This is a genomic window from Nitrosospira sp. Nsp13 (assembly GCF_900101945.1).
GTDB lineage: Bacteria > Pseudomonadota > Gammaproteobacteria > Burkholderiales > Nitrosomonadaceae > Nitrosospira > Nitrosospira multiformis_D.
Map to the genome: position 1 here is coordinate 13,118 of NZ_FMVD01000003.1, position 24,022 is coordinate 37,139.

Annotated in this window: 19 protein-coding genes; 9 read left to right on the forward strand and 10 right to left on the reverse strand. The window is 52.5% G+C overall.

Features of this window, described 5'->3' with window-relative positions:
• Positions 1–19 precede the first annotated feature (19 nt).
• From mfd to BLO43_RS04960, 3 genes are all read right to left on the reverse strand, one after another.
• Positions 20–3,481 carry a transcription-repair coupling factor gene (gene mfd / locus BLO43_RS04950; protein WP_090906114.1) on the reverse strand — a complete coding sequence of 1,154 codons (3,462 nt, stop codon included), beginning with the start codon at positions 3,479–3,481 and terminating at the stop codon, positions 20–22.
• Between the two features lie 227 nt (positions 3,482–3,708).
• Positions 3,709–5,508, reverse strand: coding sequence for a single-stranded-DNA-specific exonuclease RecJ (gene recJ, locus BLO43_RS04955; protein WP_090906115.1), 1,800 nt, complete (start codon positions 5,506–5,508; stop codon positions 3,709–3,711).
• A gap of 120 nt (positions 5,509–5,628) precedes the next feature.
• On the reverse strand, positions 5,629–6,882 hold the full coding sequence (locus BLO43_RS04960; RefSeq protein ID WP_090906116.1) for a DUF1207 domain-containing protein: 1,254 nt from the start codon (positions 6,880–6,882) through the stop codon (positions 5,629–5,631).
• 459 nt (positions 6,883–7,341) lie between these two features.
• On the opposite strand from BLO43_RS04960, the gene BLO43_RS04965 reads away from it, so the two are divergent.
• Positions 7,342–7,674: a DMT family transporter gene (locus BLO43_RS04965; RefSeq protein ID WP_090906117.1), complete on the forward strand. Its 333-nt coding sequence runs from the start codon at positions 7,342–7,344 to the stop codon at positions 7,672–7,674.
• 255 nt (positions 7,675–7,929) lie between these two features.
• Positions 7,930–8,994 (forward strand): PEP-CTERM sorting domain-containing protein, encoded by a 1,065-nt coding sequence (locus tag BLO43_RS17025; protein WP_090906118.1) that lies wholly within the window; start codon positions 7,930–7,932, stop codon positions 8,992–8,994.
• Between the two features lie 174 nt (positions 8,995–9,168).
• Here the strand turns inward: BLO43_RS17025 and BLO43_RS04975 are convergent, their stop codons facing one another.
• Complete coding sequence (locus BLO43_RS04975; RefSeq protein ID WP_254773338.1) at positions 9,169–10,659, reverse strand: transglycosylase SLT domain-containing protein; 1,491 nt, start codon at positions 10,657–10,659, stop codon at positions 9,169–9,171.
• A 133-nt stretch (positions 10,660–10,792) separates the two neighbouring features.
• The gene (queF, locus tag BLO43_RS04980) at positions 10,793–11,212 is read right to left on the reverse strand and encodes a preQ(1) synthase (protein WP_090906120.1); all 420 of its coding nucleotides are present in this window, start codon (positions 11,210–11,212) and stop codon (positions 10,793–10,795) included.
• Positions 11,213–11,325: 113 nt separating this feature from the next.
• Here queF and smc point away from each other — a divergent pair, with 113 nt between their 5' ends.
• From smc to def, 7 genes are all read left to right on the forward strand, one after another.
• Entirely contained in the window at positions 11,326–14,868 is a 3,543-nt protein-coding gene (smc, locus tag BLO43_RS04985; protein ID WP_090906121.1) for a chromosome segregation protein SMC, read from the forward strand.
• A gap of 14 nt (positions 14,869–14,882) precedes the next feature.
• On the forward strand, positions 14,883–16,139 hold the full coding sequence (locus BLO43_RS04990; protein WP_254773339.1) for a cell division protein ZipA C-terminal FtsZ-binding domain-containing protein: 1,257 nt from the start codon (positions 14,883–14,885) through the stop codon (positions 16,137–16,139).
• Positions 16,140–18,227, forward strand: a complete 2,088-nt coding sequence (ligA, locus tag BLO43_RS04995) for an NAD-dependent DNA ligase LigA (protein WP_090906123.1) — start codon at positions 16,140–16,142, stop codon at positions 18,225–18,227.
• Between the two features lie 12 nt (positions 18,228–18,239).
• Positions 18,240–19,124: a UTP--glucose-1-phosphate uridylyltransferase GalU gene (gene galU, locus BLO43_RS05000; protein ID WP_090906124.1), complete on the forward strand. Its 885-nt coding sequence runs from the start codon at positions 18,240–18,242 to the stop codon at positions 19,122–19,124.
• A gap of 39 nt (positions 19,125–19,163) precedes the next feature.
• Positions 19,164–19,709: a hypoxanthine-guanine phosphoribosyltransferase gene (locus tag BLO43_RS05005; protein ID WP_090906125.1), complete on the forward strand. Its 546-nt coding sequence runs from the start codon at positions 19,164–19,166 to the stop codon at positions 19,707–19,709.
• Positions 19,710–19,872: 163 nt separating this feature from the next.
• Complete coding sequence (locus BLO43_RS05010) at positions 19,873–20,619, forward strand: S-methyl-5'-thioinosine phosphorylase (RefSeq protein ID WP_074631340.1); 747 nt, start codon at positions 19,873–19,875, stop codon at positions 20,617–20,619.
• Entirely contained in the window at positions 20,609–21,142 is a 534-nt protein-coding gene (gene def / locus BLO43_RS05015) for a peptide deformylase (RefSeq protein WP_074631342.1), read from the forward strand. The genes BLO43_RS05010 and def overlap by 11 nt, the downstream gene beginning before the upstream one ends.
• Positions 21,143–21,165: 23 nt before the next feature.
• Here def and BLO43_RS05020 read toward each other — a convergent pair whose 3' ends face one another.
• From BLO43_RS05020 to BLO43_RS05040, 5 genes are all read right to left on the reverse strand, one after another.
• Positions 21,166–21,774 (reverse strand): shikimate kinase, encoded by a 609-nt coding sequence (locus BLO43_RS05020; RefSeq protein WP_090906126.1) that lies wholly within the window; start codon positions 21,772–21,774, stop codon positions 21,166–21,168.
• Positions 21,775–22,002: 228 nt separating this feature from the next.
• A complete protein-coding gene (locus BLO43_RS05025) occupies positions 22,003–22,287 on the reverse strand; it encodes an EF-hand domain-containing protein (protein WP_090906127.1) in 285 nt (94 codons plus the stop codon).
• 212 nt (positions 22,288–22,499) lie between these two features.
• Positions 22,500–22,865, reverse strand: coding sequence for a hypothetical protein (locus BLO43_RS05030; RefSeq protein ID WP_090906128.1), 366 nt, complete (start codon positions 22,863–22,865; stop codon positions 22,500–22,502).
• Entirely contained in the window at positions 22,862–23,230 is a 369-nt protein-coding gene (locus tag BLO43_RS05035) for a phage holin family protein (RefSeq protein ID WP_090906129.1), read from the reverse strand. The genes BLO43_RS05030 and BLO43_RS05035 overlap by 4 nt, the downstream gene beginning before the upstream one ends.
• 42 nt (positions 23,231–23,272) lie before the next feature.
• Positions 23,273–23,686 carry an ElaB/YgaM/YqjD family protein gene (locus BLO43_RS05040; protein WP_090906308.1) on the reverse strand — a complete coding sequence of 138 codons (414 nt, stop codon included), beginning with the start codon at positions 23,684–23,686 and terminating at the stop codon, positions 23,273–23,275.
• Positions 23,687–24,022 lie beyond the last annotated feature (336 nt).

The window sequence follows — 24,022 nt, forward strand, 5'->3', positions numbered from 1 at the left end:
ATTTGATTTTACGGGACTTTCATTTACTTAACTCTGTGATCAAGTTCTTTATTCGTTTTACCCGTTCCACCACCCCCGTAATCTTTACCTTTATTTTCAAGCGATCGGGGCCTGAAAGTTCATATTCGCGGCTGCGTTGAATAAGTGCGATGATTTTAGCGACATCCACCGGTGGATCGGGGATAAATTGTACCTGGATATACTCAATGCCAGCTTCTACCCGGGTGATTCCCAATGGCTTGGCGGCGGCGCGCAGGCGATGGCAGTCCAGCAATGCTCTGACAGGATCCGGCAAAAGGCCGAAGCGATCGATCAATTCACTTTGCATGTCATCCAGTTGCTCATCGCTTGTGCAATTGGCCAGACGTTTGTACAGTATCAGGCGCTCATGCACGTCGCTGCAATAGTCCTCCGGCAACAAGGCGGGTACATGCAGGTTAATCTCGGTCGCGACTCCCAGGGGATGCTGGATATCGGGTTCTTTACCCTCTTTCAATGATCGAACGGCGGCATCCAGCATGGTGGTATAGAGACTGAAGCCAATTTCCTGCATTTCGCCGCTTTGGGATTCACCCAGCACTTCCCCGGCACCCCGGATTTCCAGGTCGTGCATGGCGAGGTAAAAACCTGCTCCCAACTCTTCCATTGTTTGAATGGCTTCAAGACGCTTTCTGGCTTGTGTGCCCAGCGCCTCTTCCTCCGGTACTAGAAGGTAGGCATAGGCCTGATGATGTGAGCGCCCCACTCGCCCGCGCAACTGATGCAATTGGGCAAGGCCGAATCTGTCCGCGCGATTGATGATGATGGTGTTGGCCGTGGGGATGTCAATGCCGGTCTCGATGATGGTGGTGCAAAGCAACAGATTAAAACGCTGCTGATAGAAATCCTTCATCACGTGTTCCAACTCGCGTTCGCGCATTTGTCCATGGGCGATCTGTATGCGTGCTTCCGGCAACAATCGGACAAGCTTGTCATATATCAGCTGGATGGTGCCTATTTCGTTGTGCAGAAAATATATTTGTCCGCCACGTTTTAGTTCTCGCAGGCACGCCTCGCGGATGACCCCCTCGGAAAGGCGGCTGACAAAAGTTTTGATTGCAAGCCGCCGCTGCGGTGCGGTGGCGATCACGGAAAAGTCGCGCAGGCCCTCCAGCGACATCGCAAGCGTACGGGGAATGGGTGTCGCGGTAAGTGTCAGTACATCGACTTCAGCGCGTAGATTCTTCAGTTGCTCCTTTTGACGCACGCCAAAGCGATGCTCCTCGTCAATGATGACCAGACCCAGATTCTTGAATTTCACCCCTTTTTGAATCAGTTTATGGGTGCCAATGACAATTTCTATTTGTCCGCTGGCCAGTCCATTCAATGCCTGGGTTTGCTCCTTGACCGAACGGAAACGTGACAGCTCCGCAATTTTTATTGGCCACTCCTCCGCAATCAGACTGAAGCGATCGGAAAAATTCTGGAAGTGTTGCTCGGCCAGTAACGTGGTAGGCACCAGTACCGCGACCTGTTTGCCATCGGCAACAGCGACGAACGCGGCGCGCAACGCCACTTCGGTTTTGCCAAAACCTACGTCACCACAGATCAGTCGGTCCATTGGCTTACCTGAAGTCAGATCCTCGATCACTGCCTCAATCGCAGCTGCCTGATCGGGTGTTTCCTCGAAGCCGAAGCCCTCGACAAAGGCTTCATAATCATGTTGCCTGAAACCAAACGCATGGCCCAGACGAGCGGTCCGCTGAGCATACAGATTGAGCAGTTCCGCAGCGGTATCGCGCACCTGCTGCATCGCTTTGCGCTTGGCTTTGTCCCATTGGCCGCTGCCGAGTTTATGCAGCGGTGCGGCTTCGGGCGCCGCCCCGCTATATCGCCCGATAAGATGCAGTTGCGAGACCGGTACGTAAAGTTTGTCTCCTCCCTCGTATTCCAGCGATAAAAACTCGGTTGCGCCTTCTCCCAGATCCATGCTTATCAGCCCTAGGTAACGGCCAATGCCATGCTGTTCATGTACTACCGGATCACCGGATTTGATCTCGGAGAGATCGCGCAGCATTGCATCACCCACCGCTGTAGCTTTACGCGAATCACGTTCACGGCGGCCATGCAGATGTCTTGCGTAGAGTTCACTTTCGGTAATGAAGGCCATGCCCTCAGCGGATAGTATGAACCCGTTATGCAACGGCGCAACGCTGAGCATGAAGGATTGGGTGCTTGCCAGAAATTGTGCGTAACCATCGCAAATATCAGGGGATAGCCCATATTGCTTCAGGTGATCCAGGATCAACTCCCGTCTACCAAGGCTTTCCGCCAGCAGCAATGTTCGCCCCGCCGGCGACTGGAAGCTGGCGGTGAATTCCGGAATGAACCCGGCAAGCCTCTCCGCAGGATTGTCAGCGCGGCGGTCGATTTGCAGGGGCGGCAGCAAACGGGTCAAATTCTGGGCATTGAGATCCGTGCCTTGAGTTTCGGATGGAATTTCAACACGAGGATAAGGCTTTAGCGCGCCAAAAAAAGCATCCGTCGTGACAAACAATTCTCCCGGTGGTAGAAGCGGCCGGTCATGGTCGCCGCGTAGCAACTGATAGCGCGATTGCGTGTCATGCCAAAAACTCTCGACTGCCGGGTAGATATCATGGTGGAGGCATAGCGGCATCGTTTGTGGCAAGTAGTCGAACAGCGTCGCAGTATGGGCGAAAAATAGCGGCAAGTAATACTCGATCCCCGCGGGTGCGACACCTTTGCTTACATCCTTGTAAATGCGGCTCCGTGACGGATCGCCTTCGAATTTTTCGCGGAAATTGCTTCGAAAACAAGCACGGCCCTCTTCGTCAAAAGGGAATTCACGGGCCGGCAATAACCGTATTTCGGTGACGGGATAGACGCTTCTTTGCGTATCCACGTCGAACGTGCGGATGGTTTCGATTTCATCGTCCAGTAAATCAATGCGGTAAGGCAGCGGACTGCCCATCGGGAACAGATCAATCAGACCGCCACGCAAGCTGTATTCTCCTGGCGATAGCACTTGGGTGACATGAGTGTAACCCGCCAGAGTCATCTGGCTGCGCAGCGCGCTTAGATTGAGCGTTTCTCCCCGCTTAAGAAAAAAAGTGTGCGCAGCAAGATATTCTCGCGGCGGCATGCGATATAGCGCGGTGGTGACGGGTACGATCAATATATCGCAAGCGCCGCTCATGAGCTGATAAAGCGTGGAGAGCCGCTCGGAAATCAGGTCGTGGTGGGGTGAGAAGGTGTCGTATGGCAGTGTCTCCCAATCCGGCAGCAGATGAGTTTTCAGTTCGGGTGAAAAAAAAGGTATCTCTTCCAGTAATCTTTGCGCGGCAAGCGCGCTAGCCGTAATAATCGCTATCGGTTTTGCCTGCTGTGCCAGCTGTGCGAGCGCGAGCGCATCGCAAGAGCCGTCGAAATGGGGATAGCGAATTGTTGATCTGGGTGTAGGAATCGTCAGCTTGAGTGGCATCTGCGGATACTATTGTCTGTTATCGATGGGCAGCGAATGATAAACGCCATCGCTCCCCATTGAAAAGAAGTTTATGTGTCAGTGATCGGGCCGGCGTCCGGTATGGCTGGTTGACTGTTGCAGGAAAAGTGGCGCCCCTGTTCATCCGGTTCAACAGGCTGATCAAGGGACGAGAGGCAGATGGCAAAATGAGCACGTCAAGGTTCTTGACTTTCAGGAACCGATAATCAGGCGCCAGTGCTTAAACCGGGTGGAAACCAGTAATCCAGAATGAATTGCAGGGTGGAGCCGCCGTTGAACTCATTCATTTCCAACCGATAAACCGCATCTATCGTTTCCGGAAGCGGAGTCGTGTGAAAGAACAGCATAGCGTCATAGAGACGGCCTGATTTGTTCGATTCACGCTCTCCGGGCTGTGTTTCCTGTTTCCTCAATTTTAACTTCAGATGCTTCTCTCCGACTATTCGCTGCGTTTCCACCCGGAAGCGGGCATTGAACGCGGGCTGGGTGAAGCCCTGCCCCCACACCTGTTCCGTAAGACGCCGTGCCAGTTCCGGACTCAACTCGGACTCATCCAGACTCCCATCGGTTTCGATAACCAGCGTGAGGTCGGCCGGGGTAAGCAATGTCTGCGCGATTTGCTCGAAAGCATCACGAAATTTTTCGAAATCGCTGGCGCGTACCGTCAGCCCCGCCGCCGCCGCGTGGCCTCCAAACTTGAGCAGCAGGCCTGGGTAACGCTTGGAAACCAGATCCAATGAGTCCCGCAGATGGAACCCTGTAATGGATCTCCCCGAGCCTTTTATTTCGCCGTCGCCGCCAGGTGCAAATGCAATAACGGGGCGATGAAATTTGTCCTTTATGCGCGATGCGAGTATGCCGATCACGCCCTGGTGCCAACCCGGATTGAATAGGCTCAAGCTATGGGTATTCAGAGTCTTGCCAGTGGCGTTTTGCGTCGCATTATGCATAGGCTGCGTGGAAAGCGCGTTTTCCAGCATAACCAGTGCGCTGTCCTGCATGTCCGCTTCGATTTCCCGGCGTTGATGATTAAGCGCGTCGAGTTGCAAGGCAATTTGCGAGGCGCGAGATTCGTCCTCGGTGATGAGGCACTCAATGCCCAGTGCCATATCGTCCAGTCGTCCCGCGGCATTCAATCTCGGCCCAAGCATGAAACCCAGTTCGTAGGTGGAGGTTCGCCGGAAATCCCGCCGCGCGACTTGCAGCAGTGCGTTGATACCCGCGCAGCCATGTCCTCTGCGGATGCGCTGCAAGCCTTGCTGCACCAGGATACGATTGTTGTCATCAAGCTTCGCTACATCGGCCACGGTGCCCAATGCAACCAGGTCAAGCAGGCTGGCCAGATTAGGTTCTTTTTGGGGAGGTGTAAATATTCCTCTAGCGCGCAGCACCGCCCGCAGCGCCAGCATCAGGTAAAATATCACGCCCACTCCGGCAAGATGCTTACTGGGAAAATCACAGCCGCGTTGATTGGGATTTACAATAACGGCGGCGTCTGGCAGTTCATCCCCAGGCAGATGATGGTCGGTCACAAATACTTGCATGCCGAGACGATTGGCTTCCGCCACCCCTTCCACGCTCGCGATGCCATTATCCACCGTTATGAGGATGTCCGGACGATTCGTGGTAGCGGCGGCAAGCCGTACGATTTCCGGCGTGAGGCCATAACCATATTCGAAACGATTGGGAACAAGATAATCCACTATCGCGCCAAATTTTCTCAGTGCACGTATGCCAACAGCACAAGCGGTGGCGCCATCCGAGTCATAATCGGCAATAATCAGCAGGCGCTTCCGCGCAGGGATTGCGTCGGCCAGGCGCACCGCCATGGTGGAAACGTTCTTCAGACGCTCAAATGGAATCAGTCGCGACAATTCCATGTCGAGTTGATTCGGCTCTTCGATGCCACGCGCAGCGTAGACGCGAGCCAGTACTGGATGTAAGCCACTTCGGACAAGCGTATCGAAGGTATGCGGCGGATAATTGCGAATAATGATATTGGGCATGCACTAGAGATTGAAACCTTTAATTTTCTAGTATAACGCCTGCCGCTTTATTCGCGTTCCTTTCCAATCCCCTGAGACAGGAAAGAACACTCGTCATCCATTCATCTATACAAATTGAATTCAAAAATGGTAGTGCGCTCCGATACCGAGATATTCGACCCTTTCCCTATAAAACTGGCCGGTTGGAGAATTGCCGTGAAAATACTCCACCAGGAATTGAAGCTTGCGACCGAATGCTTGAAAATTATCGAATTGCACGCCGGCTCGGGCGGATACGTCGAGGTTCCAATTGTTTTGTTCCCAGTTTTTCATATCCACCGCCAGAATCGGTCGCATTGCTGCGAACTCAATACGCCAGGGGCTTCTGAACTCAACGCCATAGTGTATTAACCAGGGCTTGATTGTCGATGGCTGTTTGTGAAAAATACCGCCCCCACCACCGTATACCCGCAATCCATACGGGAGTTCGTACGAAAGCTTGAGATCAGCCCCCTCATAGCTGAGATTTATGCGCTCCACGGTGGTACGCAGCAGGAACTCATCGCCAAGATGCGAGCTTTGATGGAAGATACGGCCAAATGCGGAAAATTGACGTGCGCGAACACTTGCGTAAACCGATGCAATAAAATCTGTGTTGATGAGGTCGGATGAGCGTGCATCCAGATTGAAGTCGCTGAAGACACCGGCCTGCAGACCTGTCTCCCATTGCACAATGGACTTCCCCAGATTGGCCCGATAAAATGGTATCGTTTCACCGAAACTGACCGCTCCATTGTTGTTTCCGTCAATATTATCCCCGATATAATTGCGGTAGGCGGCTGAGAAGTGAGCCCATCGCGGATCAGCCAGTAATGGTTTAAACAGGTGCCCAGTGGGTAGAAAGCCCGTCGCAAAAACGGTTGTATTTGTTTCGGATGAACTTTCCGGAGCGCTCCGTATGCCTGGCGCTGCAGGATCGGCTATAACCTGCTGATGGGCGCTTTCCAGCTTTTTATCCGCTGCTTGCTCGGTTTGAACAGGGTTGGGCGCTATGACCTCTTTGGCGGCGCCCTCCAGCGCTATTACCCCGGTAACTCCGGGGATTTCCGATAATATCTGCAAAATTCGTGTTCGGTCTTCTGGCGTTAAATCACCTACCGGCACTGTAATAACGCCATTTCGTACCACCAGGGAGGAGAGATCGAGCTTGAAATCACGTTTGAGAGCTCCTGCGGCGTAACCCGCAATATAGGAATCATCGGGTATTGCGGCGCTGCCAACGGACGGATGAAATAAAATGGCCGCAATGATTGGTAAGAACCATGAAGCATCCGCCATCTTTTTGCCGTACAGCCTGAATAACCAGGAGAGTGTGAGCATTTTCTTTCTTGGCATTTTTCACCTCTTGTTAAATGATCTGAGAAACGGTTTTTTTTAGTTTGAATGAATTGGTAACCGAGAAAGTTTAATGAAAAGATGGGATTGGGGTCGGTACGTTGCCACACAAAGCATTGTTATTATCGATGATTGAGACTGCCGGCCTTTTATTCGGGCCGACTGATACTCTCATTTCGCTAAAGTCAATGATGTTCTTTATTACTAATCGCAGGATGCTTTTACTCTGTTCAATGGAGATATGCGACCAGGTGAAAAAGCTTTCTCCAGGTGAACAGCCATCTCAGCATGTTGCTGAGAGAAGGGGAAACCTGCTTGCGAATTTCTGCTAAATTACAGAAACTGATGTCATCAATTAATGTAATCCCTATCTATCGCGAGTCTCTGTCTCTATTTGACAGGGGAGTGATATTGAGTTTGTGGATTTTGGCGGGTGTCCATCTGTGAAGGAGCACAGCAATGAAGCAGTGGCTTTTTCTCTCTATCGCTATCGTCAGCGAAGTTGTGGCGACCTCTGCCTTGAAGGCGAGCAATGGTTTCACACAGTTATGGCCCTCGCTTTTAGTGGTGGCAGGTTATGCTATTGCCTTTTTCTTTCTGTCGTTGACCTTGCGCACTATTCCGGTGGGAGTTGCCTACGCTATCTGGTCCGGCGCCGGTATCGTACTTATCGCGCTCATCGCCTGGCTGGTTTTTGGACAATCACTTGATACCCCGGCTATCATTGGACTGGCGCTTATCATTGCCGGGGTGGTCGTTTTGCAATTATTTTCCAAGTCGGCTGTACATTAGCTGCCGGATTTAAAGGAAATTGCCCCAAAAAGATATTCCGGACCAACCGCTTGCCTGGGCCAATGGAACTGCCACTGGCTTCAAAATCCTCAAAGTCCTTCCTCACCCGATTGCTCATTCGCCTGAATTCTTCAAGTCCGGTTGGCTGCGAGGTGTACTAATGTCCAATTGTGCCTTTAGCCAGAATTGCTACGATGCAAACATGCTCAACGCTGAGTTTCAGCGTAATAGCTCTGGCATCGGAATCTTCATATCATGGACACAGCAAAATTTTTATTTCAGGCAGCAGCATTGTTGATCGTTTTATTTTCAGCGAGCGCTCACGCTATTCCAATATTGCAAGTCAATGGGGCGAGTGCTGCGAATGAAGATATTTATTCCGCGAAGTACAGTACGAGCCACCCGGAAGCTGATAACGTATTATTTCCTGTGAATCCTTCCGTATGGAGTGAGAATGCTAACAAGAATAATCTGCTAGATAATTTTAGCGGGCTCAGTTTGCTTTATGGCCTCTACTCAGCCTTTGCAGCGCCGTTGCTGAGTTCGCCCGCTGCCGGTTTCACGATTTTCGATCTCCCCTTGGGCAAGATCGCCGCAAACGATGAAGATATCGGATCAAGCGAGGATGAAAATACAATTATTGGTTTCTTTGCCACCCTGGGCCTTGGTTCGATGGACTGGGGGCCAGATGGAGGAAGCCCGGAGGCCGCTGGCCAGCAGGCCCAATCGGATCAGACCCACAACTCCTCCCCGGCGCCGCGTGGTCCGAGAGGCGATTGCCTGCAACGGCATCATGGGCAGTCGCAAAAGACCGGCTTACGGGACGATGGCCTTTGTCCCGGAGGGGGGGGTCTAGCTGGCGCTGGTAGCAGAGGAGGTGGCCGTACCCTCGCCGCTGGGAGCAATGGTCCTGGTCCTGGCCCCGGCCCCGGCCCTGGTCCTGGTCCTGGCCCCGGCCCTGGTCCTGGCCCCGGCCCTGGTCCTGGTCCTGGCCCCGGCCCTGGTCCTGGCCCCGGCCCTGGTCCTGGTCCTGGTCCTGGCCCCGGCCCTGGTCCTGGCCCCGGTCCTGGTCCTGGCCCCGGTCCTGGCCCTGGCCCTGGCCCTGGTCCTGGCCCCGGCCCCGGCCCCGGCCCTGGTCCTGGTGGTCCTGATCCCGTTGATCCTCCCAGTACTATTCCCGAGGAAGTGGGCACCGTTCCGGAACCAGCGACCCTAGCGCTTCTCGGCCTTGGCCTCGCGAGCATGTATGCCATGCGCAGTCGTAGGAAAATGTCTGGGCGAGTCAATCATCCTGACGGGATTCATAGTGGAAGCGTCTAAGGAACTTCAGGATAAGTCATTGACGTTTGGGAAGGAGCATCGGACCAGCCTGTATTTCGTCGCTTTTTTTGGCCGATAGAATTAGCTGTTGGCCTTCGAAATCGTCGGAATCCGTCTTTATCCAGTCACTTTCTCGCTTCGGTCTTCAAGTCCGGTAGGCGGCTGGCAGCAACGTCACATACTCTTTTTTGCGGGGAGGGCGCTTTTCTCTGACGAGCGAAGGGGTGTTCTGTCAAACGGGGTATGCTTGAGCACGAGTTTCTGGCCGATCAGGAGCCGTTCGGTACCGTCATTCCATGCCTTTATTTGTGCCACAGTAACGCCGTAACGCTGGGCGATACCGAATAGCGCATCACCTTTTTTGACGGTATAGACGAAATCGCGTTCGAAGATTCTTGGTGCAACAGGTTTGTTGTTCATGATTGAAATATCCGCACCATCAGCGCGACCGTTAAACGGTACCAGCAACGTCTGCCCCGGCATTATCCTGCTGTGTCCGTTTATGTCATTGATTTCTTTCAGCCGCTGTACACTAATGCCGTACCGTACTGAGATTTTCTCGGCGGTTTCTCCTTTTTTTGCCTGGTAGGCTTGCCACGACACCAGGGGTTTGTCATGATTCCTCAGATTCTCGGTAAAAATGTCTACTTTATCTACCGGCAGCAGCAGGATGCGCGATCCATCGACATTTATGACGGGGCGGTTGTGGGCGGGATTAAGCGCGTTAAACTCGTCCACGGAAATATCCGCAAGGTTTGCCGCAAGTTTTACATCCATATGGCGAGTTGCCGGGACTTCCTCGAAATAAGGCTGGTTAGGCACAGACTCAAGCTCGATACCAAAGATTGCCGGATTGGAGATGATGTTTTTTATGGCGATCAATCGAGGCACATAGCTCTGGGTTTCGGGTGGCAATTTGATATTCCGGAAATCCATCGGCAGCCCATTGTCGCGGTTTTTCATGAGTGAGCGCCCCACTGCGCCCTCGCCCCAGTTGTATGAAGCCAGCGCAAGTTCCCAATCGCCAAACATGCTATAGAGGTTCTGTAAATAATCCAGCGCGGCGCGCGTGGCTGCGACAATATCCCGCCTGTCATCATGCCACCAGTTCTGTTTTAAGCCGTAGTTCTTGCCAGTGGATGGAATAAATTGCCAAATGCCAGAGGCATGGCTACGAGAGTAAGCCTTGGGATTGAAAGCGCTTTCAATAATAGGCAGCAAAGCGATCTCGGCGGGCATTCGGCGGCGCTCCACCTCCTCAACAATATGAAACAGGTAGCGTTTACTGCGTTCAATAATGCGTTTTACGTATTTGGGATTATTGACGTAGAAATCCTCCCCATTGCGCACCTCATCGCTATCCATTTCAGCCATGGCGAAACCGCTGCGTATACGCTCCCATAAATCGCCTGGAGGTGCGGGTATTATGACGGCGGAATCGTCTAATTCGTCTGATTCGTTCGTTTCTTCGGGGAGTACGTCAATTTTGCTTTCTTCGACGGGAGTATCTTCGGATTTTTCGTATGCCCCCGCCGGGATAGATTGAGAAAGTGGCCGTTCAGCGGGATTCGCTCCATATGCTGTAACATTTGCAGTTGCCAGCGCCAGGCTGACAACCAGGAACGCTATGGAATGTTGTATTTGCGGGCTTCCGGCTAGTGGCATGACCATCCTGTAAGATTTGTAACGTTGAATGTGGCGTAGGCTGATTTCAAGAATTGGCGGAGCTAAGGTAAGTTTTCCGATAATGCATATGACAAAATAAATGCGGACTCTCCATCGTTACCCCGTGGCAAATTTATCCGCGCGTTGTAGACTGTCCCTCGAACTTACTCAGCTCTACTGCCGGTAAAGGTTTCCATCCCGATTTGCGGTGTTCCACGATGATATTGGTGAAGATGCCGCCACGTACAAAAAATTTGGCGGTGAGACGCAGATATCTTGGTTTCAATATGGCGGTCAGGTCATCGACAATGCGGTTTGTAACAGCTTCATGGAACGCGCCCTCGTTACGATAAGACCAGATATAAAGCTTAAGGCTCTTAAGCTCGATGCACTTTTTGTCCGGAATGTAGTCGAGGATCAGGGTGGCGAAATCCGGTTGCCCGGTCTTTGGACAGAGGCAGGTAAACTCCGGAATTTCCATATGAATATGGTAATCTCGCGCCGGTGCGGGGTTGGGGAAGATTTCCAGTTCTTTTGTGGGACGACTGGGCATTCTCTTATCTCGGTCAAATCGGTTAGAATGGTCTGCGCCCAGGTAGATCTTTCAGGAACGACGTTAAGATTTTACGTTGGGCTGCACAATTATAACTGTTTGCGAACGATAAATTGCGTCTCTCTCATATCAAACTCGCAGGTTTCAAGTCCTTTGTTGATCCCACAGAAATTCCTGTTCCCGGTGATCTGGTCGGGGTTGTGGGCCCCAATGGGTGCGGAAAATCCAATGTAATCGACGCGGTGCGCTGGGTTCTGGGCGAATCGCGGGCATCCGCGTTACGCGGCGAATCCATGCAGGATGTTATTTTCAACGGTTCCGCCAATCGTAAACCAGTGGGACGCGCAAGCGTGGAGCTGATGTTTGACAATCATCTTGGTAAAGCGGCGGGGCAGTGGTCGAGCTATGCGGAGATTTGCATCAAGCGGGTGCTACAGCGGGATGGCGAATCGACTTACCACATCAATAATATTCATGTACGCCGCCGCGACATTGCCGATATCTTTCTCGGCACCGGCATAGGCGGCCGTGGTTACGCCATAATCGAGCAGGGCATGATCTCTCGTATTATTGAGGCAAAGCCCGAGGAGTTGCGTATATTTCTTGAGGAGGCGGCAGGGATATCAAAATACCGCGAGCGTCGCCGCGAAACGGAGTCGCGTCTGGCAGATACGCGTGAAAACCTTTTGCGGATGAGCGATATTTGCCAGGAGCTGCAAAAACAGTTGCTGCATCTGGAAGAGCAGGCCGGGATTGCCTGTCAGTTCAAAGATATGACAGCCCGGCTACACACGGCGCAGAACCTTTTGTGGCAAGCCCGCAAACAGGAAGCTGCCATGCAGCGTACTGCCGCGGAAAAAGAATCCCAGTCTCTGCAAACAGCTCTCGAATTCGAAACCGCGAACCTGCGTGAAGCGGAAAAGCGCCTGGAAGCTAAGCGCGCTCAACATTATGCCATCGGTGACAGCCTGCATGAGGCCCAGGGCGAGCTTTACGCCGCCAACGCGGAAGTCGCGCGTATCGAACAGCAGATACGGCACCTGCGCGAAAATCATCAGCGTATGGAACAACAAATCACCATGGTCAGGGGTCAGCTTGAGCACCATGAAAAACAGGTGGAGGATGCGGGTGACAGCTTGAATCACTGGCATGGGGAGCTTGAACGCGCGCACTTGGCTCGCGAGGCCGGTAAACAAAAAGCCGAGACGGAAAATGAGAAACTGCCGCAGGCGGATTCCGCTTTCCGCTTGTGCCAGGAAAAACTGGCTGAAACTCAGCGCAACCTGCTCTTGGTTGAGCAGGCTGGGCAATTGGAAGAAAGCCATCGTGTTCATGCCGAAAAAACCTTTCAGCAGCTTGAAATGCGCCGCACAAAACTAATGTCGGAGCGAGATACCCTGCTCCAGCCAAATGTTGAAGAGTTATCCCATTTGCACAGGGAGACGGAAGACACCGCAACCGGCCTGAAACAGAAACAAGAAGTGCTTGCGCAAACCGAGAGTCTGTTGCTGGCCGCGAATGAGGCCCAACGTGAATTGGCGCGGAAAGCGCAGGTGCTGGAGCAACAGATTACCCAGACGGAAGCCCGGTTCAATGCCTTGCAGCGCCTACAGCATCGGCTCGAAGGCAGCCAGGGGTTAAATGCATGGCTTGTCAAGCATCAACTGGATGCGGCGCCGCGTTTATGGCAAAGCGTCCAGATCGAGAAAGGGTGGGAAGACGCGCTTGAAGCGGTACTGCGGGAGCGTCTTAACAGTGCGCGGCTGGAACAATTGGAAGCGGCGCATGACTGGGTAGGTGATTCGCCTCCCGGAAAATGGGCGTTGTTTGAATGCGCAAGATTGCCGGTACAGGGCGAGCAAGCAAATGATATGGCGGAGGGCAGGGAAGGCTGGATGCCGTTACATCGCTACCTGACTTGCGACAACGCGGGAATAAAGCCTGTGCTGGATGAATGGTTGAGCGGGATATTTGTGATAGAAGGGGTGCGGGACGGTCTTTTGCAACGAGCGAAACTTTCTCCTGGTGAAATGCTGGTTACACGTGAGGGCCATATTTTTACGCGTCACAGCCTTACTTATTATGCGCCGGATTCACAATTGCATGGGGTGCTGGCGCGGCAACGGGAGATGGCCCAGATTAAAATCGAAACGGACGCGCTGAGCGCCCGCCTCTCGGTCGAAGGCTCTGCCCTGGAGGCGGCGCAAGAAGATTGCCGCGAACTGGAATCCTCCGTATCGCGTTTACGTTATGACGCCGGGCAACTCCAGCAAGAGCACCATAATGCGCAAATGCAAGCATTGAAGCTCACCCAGTTGGCTGAGCGCGCCAACCAGCGCCGGAGTCAGATCGATACAGAGTTGGCGGAAATTGGTCAACAGGCGGTCGCGGAAACCGCCCGGATGCAGGATGCTGAAACAAAACTGGCGGAATATCGAGTCCAGATTGGAGTTTTGCGGGAACAGGAGCAAAAGGAAAAGCTGGCGAGTGAAGCGGCAGAACAGTTTCTGCACGCTCAGCGTCAGCTCGCGCAGAATACGGTGAAGGAGGTGCAGGAAGCTGCGTTTCATGAAAAAACCTGTCAGAATAAAATCGCCGAGGTGGAGAATTCTGTCCAACTTATTAACGAGAATGCCGTTGAACTCAGAGACAATCTGGAAAAATTACTGAATGATCAAAGCGGTTTTGATGAAAGTCCGCTGAATGATCACCTTCAGGAATGGCTATCATTGCGAGAACAACGGGAACGGAAGCTGGCGGCGGTTCGCAATGCCCTCGAAAGCGCGTCCGGTGATTTGCGCGGAATAGAGCAGGAACGCATGACTTCCGAGCAAAAGTTGCACCCGTTGCGGGAATCCATTAACAACGCTCGCCTCAAGGAACAGGAGGCAAGGATTACCGAAAATCAGTTTAGCGCGCAGTTAAAAGAGGCGGGGGCGGACGAGGAGGAATTGATACGGGTGCTCGGGAAAACGCGGCCTTCCTCCTTGCAGGCCGAGATAAACCGCCTCAATATCGAGATAACTGCCTTGGGCGCGGTTAATCTCGGCGCGCTGGAGGAATTGCAATCCGCCCAGGCACGTAAAACCTATCTCGATTCGCAATCTCAGGATCTAAAAGAAGCAGTGGAAACTCTGGAGAATGCAATTCGACGGATTGACCGTGAAACCCGTGAACGCCTGCTGGAGACTGTCGACAAGGTGAATGGTCACTTGAATGAATTGTTCCCCACCATATTCGGCGGCGGACAGGCGAAGCTGATATTGAAGGGCGAGGAGATTCTTGACTCGGGTGTACAGATCTTTGCGCAGCCGCCGGGCAAGAAGAACAGCTCCATTCATTTGCTGTCTGGCGGTGAAAAAGCCCTGACCGCGCTGGCGCTCGTGTTCTCACTGTTCCAGTTGAATCCGGCTCCATTCTGTTTGCTGGATGAGGTGGATGCGCCGCTCGACGACAGCAATACTGAACGTTTCTGTAATCTCGTGAAGAGAATGTCGCGTCACACCCAGTTTGTGTTCATCAGCCACAATAAAATCACGATGGAGATGGCGCAACAATTGATAGGTGTCACCATGCAGGAACAGGGCGTCTCGCGCGTGGTTGCGGTTGAGATCGAGGAAGCCGTCAGACTGAGCGATGTAGCCATGGCGACCTGACCGGCATGGCGGATATGAGCGAATTGCAGATCAGCCTGATAGCCATTGGTTTCGTGGTGGTGCTTGGTGTGGTTTTCTTTAACTGGATGCAGCAGCGGCGCTACCGCCGGGGCGCGGAAGAAGCCTTCGCACGCAAACATGAAGATATACTGTTAAAGACAAAGGCGAATGCCTCAGTCGCGGACGATGAACGGGTCGAACCGCAACTCGGTAAGGAATTATTGCGAGAATTGCAGGGAGAGCCGGGCGTAGGACCTGAACCGGTGGAAATTACGGAGCCGGATCTGAACGTTACCTCCGTAGCGGCCATACCAGATGGTTCGATTACTTCAGCCGGTTCTGCCACGTCAGCCGATTCGGCCATATCAGCCGGTTTGATCGCATCAGCCAACTCGACCACCTCAACCAGTTCGGCCGCCTCGCATGAACAGGCGTCTGCCAGTCATGTTCATGTTGTGGATGCGGTCGATTATATCGCTAACATCCGTGCCAAAACATTCATCGCAGATGCGGAATTGGCAGAGGTATTACAGCGGAAATTCGATTTCAGCAAACCGGTGCGATGGCTGGGGCAAAGAACTGTAGAGTCGTCTTGGGAAGAAATCACGATAGAGACCCTTGGTAAGGGTGGCTATATTAGCTTGAGGGGCTGCCTGCAACTTGCCGATCGCGCCGGCCCTGTGAGCGAAGTAAGCTTATCCGAGTTCCAGGACATGGTGCAAAGCTTCGCAACGCGCGTGAATGCGGTTGCGGACTGTCCCAATGCTCGCCAGGCATACGCGCAGGCATTATCGCTGGACCAATTCTGCGCGGAAGTGGATGTCATGATAGGCATCAACATTATCAGCAGGGATAATAGTGTATTTACCGGTGCCAAGATCCAGGTTTTAGCGGAAGCATCAGGTTTCAAACTGGGGGCCAATGGTATGTTCAGTTATCGCGACGAAAACAACGCCTTATTGTTTTCCCTCAATAATCATGAATCCTCTCCATTCCTTCCCGATAGCATGCGAACGATTACTACTCATGGCATTACTTTTCTGCTTGACGTACCCCGTGTGGCAAACGGCGAAAATGTTTTTGATGAGATGATGCATCTCGCAGGGATTTTCTCTGACACCCTGGGAGGTATCATGGTCGATGATAATCATATGCCCCTGAGTGATAGCGGTATTGGCAAAATCAGACAACAGTTGAGTGCCATTCAATCCATGATGGTGGCACGCAAGATTCCGGCCGGCGGCGAGATTGCGCTGAGGCTGTTTGCGTGAATGAACATTCCTGATCACATCAGGCATCAGGCACAGAACCTGCGCAATATAATCGAACTGCATAACTATCAGTATTACGCACTGGATGCGCCAGTTATTCCGGATGCCGAATACGACCGCCTGTTTCGAGAGTTGCAGGAACTTGAACAACGCTATCCCCAGCTCATTACACCGGATTCTCCTACGCAGCGCATAGGTACTGCGCCGCTCAAGGAATTTCCGAAAATTGTTCATCGCACACCCATGCTCTCCCTCAGTAATGCGTTTGAGGCGGCGGAAGTGGACGCATTCGACCGGCGCGTGCGTCAGACCCTGGGAGTGGACAGCGTGGAATACGCGGTGGAGCCAAAATTTGATGGGCTTGCCGTTAGCCTTCGGTACGAGAATGGGATATTTACCACGGGCGCGACCCGTGGCGATGGATACACCGGCGAAGACGTCACTTTGAATTTACGTACCGTCAAATCCATTCCCTTGCATCTGCATGGCGACTCGAGCAGTGGTTCCCCGCCCGCCCTGCTCGAGGTGCGAGGCGAAGTGCTGATGCTGAAAGCCGATTTCGAGAAACTTAACCGGCAACAGCGTGAGAGAAATGAAAAGGAGTTCATCAATCCTCGCAATGCCGCCGCCGGTGCGCTGCGGCAGCTTGATCCCGGCATTACCGCTAATCGCAGGCTTACGTTCCTTGCGTACGGCATCGGCGCGGATCCCGATGGAAACGTGCCGCATGATAAACAAAGCCGCATAATGGATTATCTGGCGTCGCTACGTTTTCCGGTGGCCCGTGAGCGTAGCGTGGTGAATGGTGTGGCGGCATTGATGGAATATCACCGTGAAATAGAAGGGATGCGTGAATGCCTGCCTTACGACATAGATGGCACCGTATATAAGGTGAACGATCTGGCTCAGCAGGAAAAGCTCGGGTTTGTTTCCCGGGCTCCCCGATTTGCCGTGGCGCACAAATTTCCGGCACAGGAAGCCGTAACCGAAGTGCTGGGAATCAATGTACAGGTGGGTAGAACCGGCACATTAACCCCGGTTGCCCGGCTGAAGCCGGTATTTGTGGGGGGTGTCACCGTCACTAACGCGACACTGCATAACGAGGATGAAATCAGGCGCAAGGATGTGATGATCGGCGATAGCGTGATTGTGCGACGGGCGGGTGACGTGATTCCCGAAGTGGTGGCTGTACAGAAGGAGAAGCGATCGGCGCATGCCAAGTCGTTTGTCATGCCCGGTCATTGTCCAATTTGCGGTGCAAGAGCGGTGCGCTTGCCGGGAGAAGCAGTGACGCGCTGCACCGGTGGATTGTTTTGTCCAGCGCAACGGAAACAGGCGATCCTGCATTATGCATCGCGTCGTGCCATGAATATTGATGGCCTGGGAGAAAAGCTGGTGGAGCAACTGGTGGATAACTCCATTATCAGAACTCCCGCAGATCTTTATAGACTGGGCATTGCCGCGCTTGCAGCCCTGGAGCGCATGGCGGAAAAATCGGCGGGTAACATAATAAATGCCATCGGGAAAAGCAAGCACACTACGCTGGCCAGGTTCATTTATTCACTCGGTATCCGCAACGTTGGCGAGACCACGGCCAAAGACTTGGCCCGGTATTTTGGTAACCTCGATCGATTAATGGCGGCGGATAGGGAAGTCTTGCAGCAAGTCCCGGATGTCGGTCCGGTGGTGGCCGAGAGCATTGCCGATTTTTTTGCCGAACGACATAATCTCGAAGTCATCGAACAATTGCGTGCCGGGGGTGTGCGGTGGGAAGAAGGCTCGGGCATGCAGCAGGCCGAGGCAAGCTCCGGTGTCAGCCTTGGCAAGCTCGGAGGCAAAACTTTCGTATTGACGGGAACCTTGCCTAATCTTTCCCGCGAAGATGCGAAGGAAAAGATTGAAGCATTGGGTGGGAAAGTCTCGGGGAGTGTTTCGAAAAAAACCGATTATATAGTGGCCGGTGCCGATCCTGGCAGCAAGTATGACAAGGCGGTCGAGCTGCGGATAACCATCCTCGACGAAACAGGGCTGTTACAATTAATGCAGGATACACAGACTGACGGACGTTCAATTTCTGAAAACCCTTAATCGAGTAAGCTTATGCCAAAAATAACCAAGGCCGTTTTTCCCGTAGCAGGTATGGGTACCCGTTTTCTGCCAGCCACCAAGGCCAGTCCCAAGGAAATGATGCCTATCGTGGATAAACCGTTGATTCAGTACGCGGTGGAAGAAGCCATTGCAGCGGGCATTACAGAAATGATTTTCATCACGGGACGCAACAAGCGCGCAATCGAAGATCACTTCGATAAGGCTTACGAAATGGAAACGGAACTGGAAGCACGGGGCAGACATGAGACGCTGAGAATACTGCGAAGCATTCTGCCGAAAAATATTTCCTGCATCTATATCCGGCAGTCGGAAGCCCTGGGATTGGGCCATGCGGTATTGTGCGCGCGTCCTGCGGTGGGCAACGAGCCGTTCGCGGTGCTGCTGGCAGACGACTTGCTGGTTGGCGATGAGCCAATCATGCAGCAGATGACTGGAGTATATGAACAAAACGGCTGTTCGATACTGGCCGTACAAAATGTCGAACCGGCAGACACGGTGAATTACGGTATCGTGAAGTGCGGGCCGGGAATGAATAGGCTTCATCCTATTACAGGTATGGTGGAAAAACCTGCGCCTGAAAAAGCACCCTCGACCTTGGGCGTAGTGGGCCGTTATATCCTCACACCGAAAATCTTTAATCATCTGGAACAAATCGAACCGGGTGCAGGTGGAGAAATTCAGTTGACTGACGGCATAGCGTCGCTGTTGCAGGAAGAACGGGCGCTTGCTTACGAATTTTCCGGAATCCGTTACGACTGTGGAACCAAGATCGGCTATCTCAAGGCGACTATCGCGCTGGGGCTTACGCATCCCGAAGTAGGCAGGGAGTTTGCGGAATATCTGGATACGTACGGCCGTCGCAATACCTCTGCCTGAGTGCAGGCTTCCTGTCGTTTTGTCTAGTATCGTATATTGATGTTATCTTCCGAAGAAGCAACGAGAATACTCGGCGCAGCGGAGCAGATATATTCCGCTGCCGACGTATCAAAGACTGTCCGGCGCATGGCGGCGGATATCACTTTGGAGCTGTCGGGCAAATATCCATTGGTGTTAAGTGTAATGGGTGGCGCGGTGGTGTTCACCGGACAACTGTTGCCGCTCCTGGAATTTCCGCTTAATTTCGATTATCTGCACGTCAGCCGCTATGATAATGAAATCCAGGGTGGCAAAATCAACTGGAAGGTGACTCCTCATGAAAATGTGCGGGATAGAGTGGTGCTGGTTCTGGATGACGTTCTCGACGAAGGGATTACGCTTGCGGCGATCCGCGACTGGATCATGAGTCATGATGCGGCAGCGTTTTACAGCGCGGTTTTTGCCGATAAGGATCTCAACAGACCCAAGCCGATCAATGCGGATTTTGTGGGGGTCGTATTGCCAAATCGCTATGCGTTTGGTTTTGGAATGGATATCTATGGCGCATGGAGAAATTTACCGGCGATTTATGCATTGAAGGATTGAACCTGAATCCAGTGATGAATCACTACATTCTGGTAGATAGTATTATGATTAATAAAAATATTTTATATTGTTTGAATCCATATTCCGGATTTGAAAGTTTGGGATTTTCGCGGTTTCCTGATGACCGCATTTTCAGAACTCTTCATCATTGGCTCCTGAAAGCATGCTTGCAATCATAGGTGGCACCGGTATGGCCCAACTCGCCTGCCTGGAAATATCGCATCGACAGATTATGAGAACCCCCTATGGCGAACCATCCGGTCCGTTGACTTTTGGCAAGATCAATGATCATGAGGTGGTATTCCTTGCGCGCCATGGTTATGGCCACACCATTCCACCGCATGCGGTGAATTACCGCGCCAATCTGTGGGCGTTGCAATCATTGAACCTTTCCCGGGTGATATCTGTTGCGTCGGTGGGCGGGATTCACGCTGATTTCACGCCTGGTACGGCCGCTATTCCGGACCAGATAATTGATTACACCCATAGCCGCAAGTATACTTATTATGACGGTACAGACAGGCCCGTTACCCATATTGATTTTACCGAGCCTTATTGCCCGATAACGCGGAGAAGCCTGCTGGAAGCGGCAAAACGGGCAAATGAAAAAGTCATCGACGGTGGTGTCTATGGCGCCACCCAGGGACCACGTCTGGAAACCGCCGCGGAAATCAACCGGTTGGAGCGGGACGGAGTTGACATGGTGGGTATGACCGGCATGCCGGAAGCGGCATTGGCAAAAGAACTAGGTCTCTGCTACGCGACTATCGCAGTCGTGGCAAATTATGCCGCAGGTCGTGCAACGAGCGCTCATGCCATCCGTCTGGAGGATGCTCATGCTGTTCTGGAAAAAGCGATGGTAGGTGTCAGAAATATTCTCGAATGGGTGGTAGAGCTCGATGTCGATTAAACCGGTATTGAGAATGGGTGATCCACGTTTGCTGGAAGTGGCCGGCAAAGTGAAGAAATTCGGCACACCCGAACTCAACGAACTCATTCAGGACATGCATGACACGATGGAAGCGCTGAATGGCGCGGGGCTTGCCGCACCGCAGATTGGAATCAGCCTTCAAGTCGTGATATTCGGCGTGAAGCGCAATCCACGCTATCCCGATGCGGAAGAAGTGCCTTATACCGTGCTGATAAATCCCGAGGTGGCACCCCTCACGCAAGAAATGGAACAGGATTGGGAGGGTTGCCTGAGCGTACCCGGTATGCGTGGTATGGTGCCACGCTTTACCAGACTTCGCTACCGGGGCCTGGATCAATATGGCGGATCCATCGATCGCGAGGTTGACGGATTTCACGCCCGTGTTGTGCAACATGAATGCGACCATCTGCAGGGCATCCTCTACCCCATGCGAATCACGGACTTTCGTACATTCGGCTTTACCGACGTTTTGTTTCCGGATCAGGCACCCATGGACGAGTAGGGAAAGGCCTCCGCCAGGAATAGTCAGCCGTTCTGGCTAATTTGTTTTTTATCCATTATCAAATCAGAACAGGCCAGTTGCTGTGCTAACAATTGGGCCAGATGACGAGCGCTTCGTTTCCCGCTCTCGACAATGATATGCGCTGTCTCCCGGTAAAGCGGATCACGCTGGGCATAAAGTTCGGCCAATTTCCGGCGAGGATCTGAAGTTTGAAGTAATGGCCGATTTTTGTCCTGCCGCGTGCGCCGCCACAAATCATCCACTGTCGCCCTCAGATAAATTACCGTGCCGCCGCGCTTTAACATCTCACGGTTTTCGATATTTAGCACTGCGCCCCCCCCTGTGGCAAGCACGATATTCTCGCTTCTCAGCAGTTCCGTTAATATTTCGGTTTCACGCTTTCGGAAACCAGCTTCTCCTTCAATTTCAAAAATTACCGGGATGCTGACCCCAGTGCGTTTCTGAATCTCCCGATCCGAGTCAAAAAAAGTCTTGTCCAGAAAGTGAGCCAGTAATTTGCCGATGGTGGTTTTCCCCGCGCCCATCATACCCACCAGGAAAATATTGCCGCTTGCCTCATTTGCGTCATCCGCGGTTTTTTCTGACGCCAGTGTTGCATATGTGGAATTCATGCGCGTAATTGTAGCGGAAATATCCTGAATCGCGCATAGACAAAACGTGCTTGAGCTGGAGAGCCGCGTACTTTTTCTTGTAATCAGCACTGATATGAAGGGCCGCGGGCGCAATGACCCGATTATGATTTACACGAGAGAATCAAGACCAGATTCCGGTCTGTGGAACCGGCAACGCGGTGGAGAAAGAATGACGTGGAAGAAGAAGATTTAAAGAAACTCTTTTTGTTAGTCCGGCTGAATGGGTGGTGTGGCGCTGAACTCGTCCTTGTTCAATCTGCCATCCCGGTCAATATCCAGACTCTTGAAAATCCTGGCGGGCATATTTTGCTCCTCCGCTTCTTTCGCGCTTATGTAGCCGTCCTTGTCCGTATCGTATAATTCCCAGGGAGGGCTCGTATTTTTTTCGTTGGGCCCCACGGACGTTTCCGCATGAGCCAGAGAAGAGATACCGACGATTAATATTGCCGATAATTGTACTGTTTTCTTTTGGAACGCCGGGAAGTGATTCATTGCATCTCCTGAATAATCACCGTAAGGAGGATATGGATAAGCAGTGCTCAATTCATCAAAAGGTAGATTATTATTAAAACTGACGCAGGTACGCCTAAAATCCAGGCGAGAAAATATTTACCCATGATAGTTCTCCCGAAAAAGGCCTGAGACAATATATTTCCGGATATTACATTTCCATGGTGTGCTTAAACTGTACTACGCGGCTCGCATCATGGAAGGCGTTCCCGCGAGCGCGGGTTGTGCGAGCGTAACAAATGTACCACTGAGGGCAGCACCTTCCGTATCATCAATGTTCTGGCCTTGTTGCCCAGTAGTCCTGCCGTAATGCCGGCGCCGCCTCTTGCCGCCTTGCGTAAGGAGCCGCGCGGCATTATCGCCAGCACGGCCACCAGGCCCAAAGCAGCGGAATAGGGGTGGCGCGTTAAAAACTTGAACGTATGGCTGCGCGGGAATGCGTCCAAGGTATCGGCGGGAATATTCTCATCCGGATGGCTGAATGTGGACCGATAGACATCCCGGCTGGCATGCATCCGATCCAGCAGTATTTTTCTCTCGTCTTCGAGGGAAGCGCTCATACCACATCCTTCATCAGCTTGACATCCTGCCGTATTTCGTCACGCAGGGTATCAAAGGTGGAAGCAGGACGTGTCTTATCTTGACTGCCCATATAAGCCACGAAGGCGATCAAGGCATAACAGGCCATTACTCCCCATGCGGCGGCCGCTCGATAAGGTGTATCCCAGCAAGTAATTATGATGGCCAGGCCCAAAAAGATCAGGCTCAAGGCAGCGAAAAGCATCACTATCACAAAGCTGATTATCCGTTTTTTCAAGCTCTGTCCTTGAATCTCAACGGATATTCTTATCAATTCAAGGTAATCGTCGGCACGTTCCAGCGCAATGGCGGCCAGGCGCCTGGCTTTCTTGATGGTCTCAAACATGGCGATTTTGTCTCGACTGACGTGCCGGGGCACCAGGAGAAATTAGCGACGCGTAATCAACACGCCGAGCAGAAAGCCCGCGAATGCCGCATAACCGACCGATTGCATGGGATGCTCTTTCACGTAGCCCTTGGAATACTCAACGCCATGATCGAACTGCTCGCGGGCGTCATTCGCCATCTCGGTGGCCGCTTCCCTGGTGGAAGCAATTTTTTCCAGCAGCTTTTCCTTGGCTTCTTCCACTTCGGTTTCCGATAAACTGGAGAGACGGGAGATCAGATCGCTCAGATCGGCACGGAGATGGGCCAATTCCTCGCTGGCAACGACGCCCGCCCGCTTGCCAGCCGATCTGGCAGCGTCTCCCACCTTATATGCTGCCGTACCTGCCCGCTGTGCCATATGCTTCACCTCGGCTTGTGCTTCATCCGTTTTGGTCCTGGAAGTATCGGTTGCCATGGTTAACTCCTTTTTGTAATAGAAAGTATGCTGTATACCAGCATGAGATACCAGTTTCTCGCAATTGGCAATTCCGGTATGTACGTTGACACACATAATCAAACCGATTCGTATTGATTCGATTATCTCATCTGTATTTCGTTACTATACACGTTAGATCCATTGCAATCGATAAGTAGGGTCGATTGATGGAAGAAAGGCATTTCTAGAGTTCCGAGAGTGCATGTTCTGATTTCCTCAGGTTCAAATTGAGTGAACCCCGCAACAATGCTATAATGCCGCGCTAATCTGGCTTTGCGTCGCTTATCCCATTCCGGGTTCAGCTTAAATCCCAGA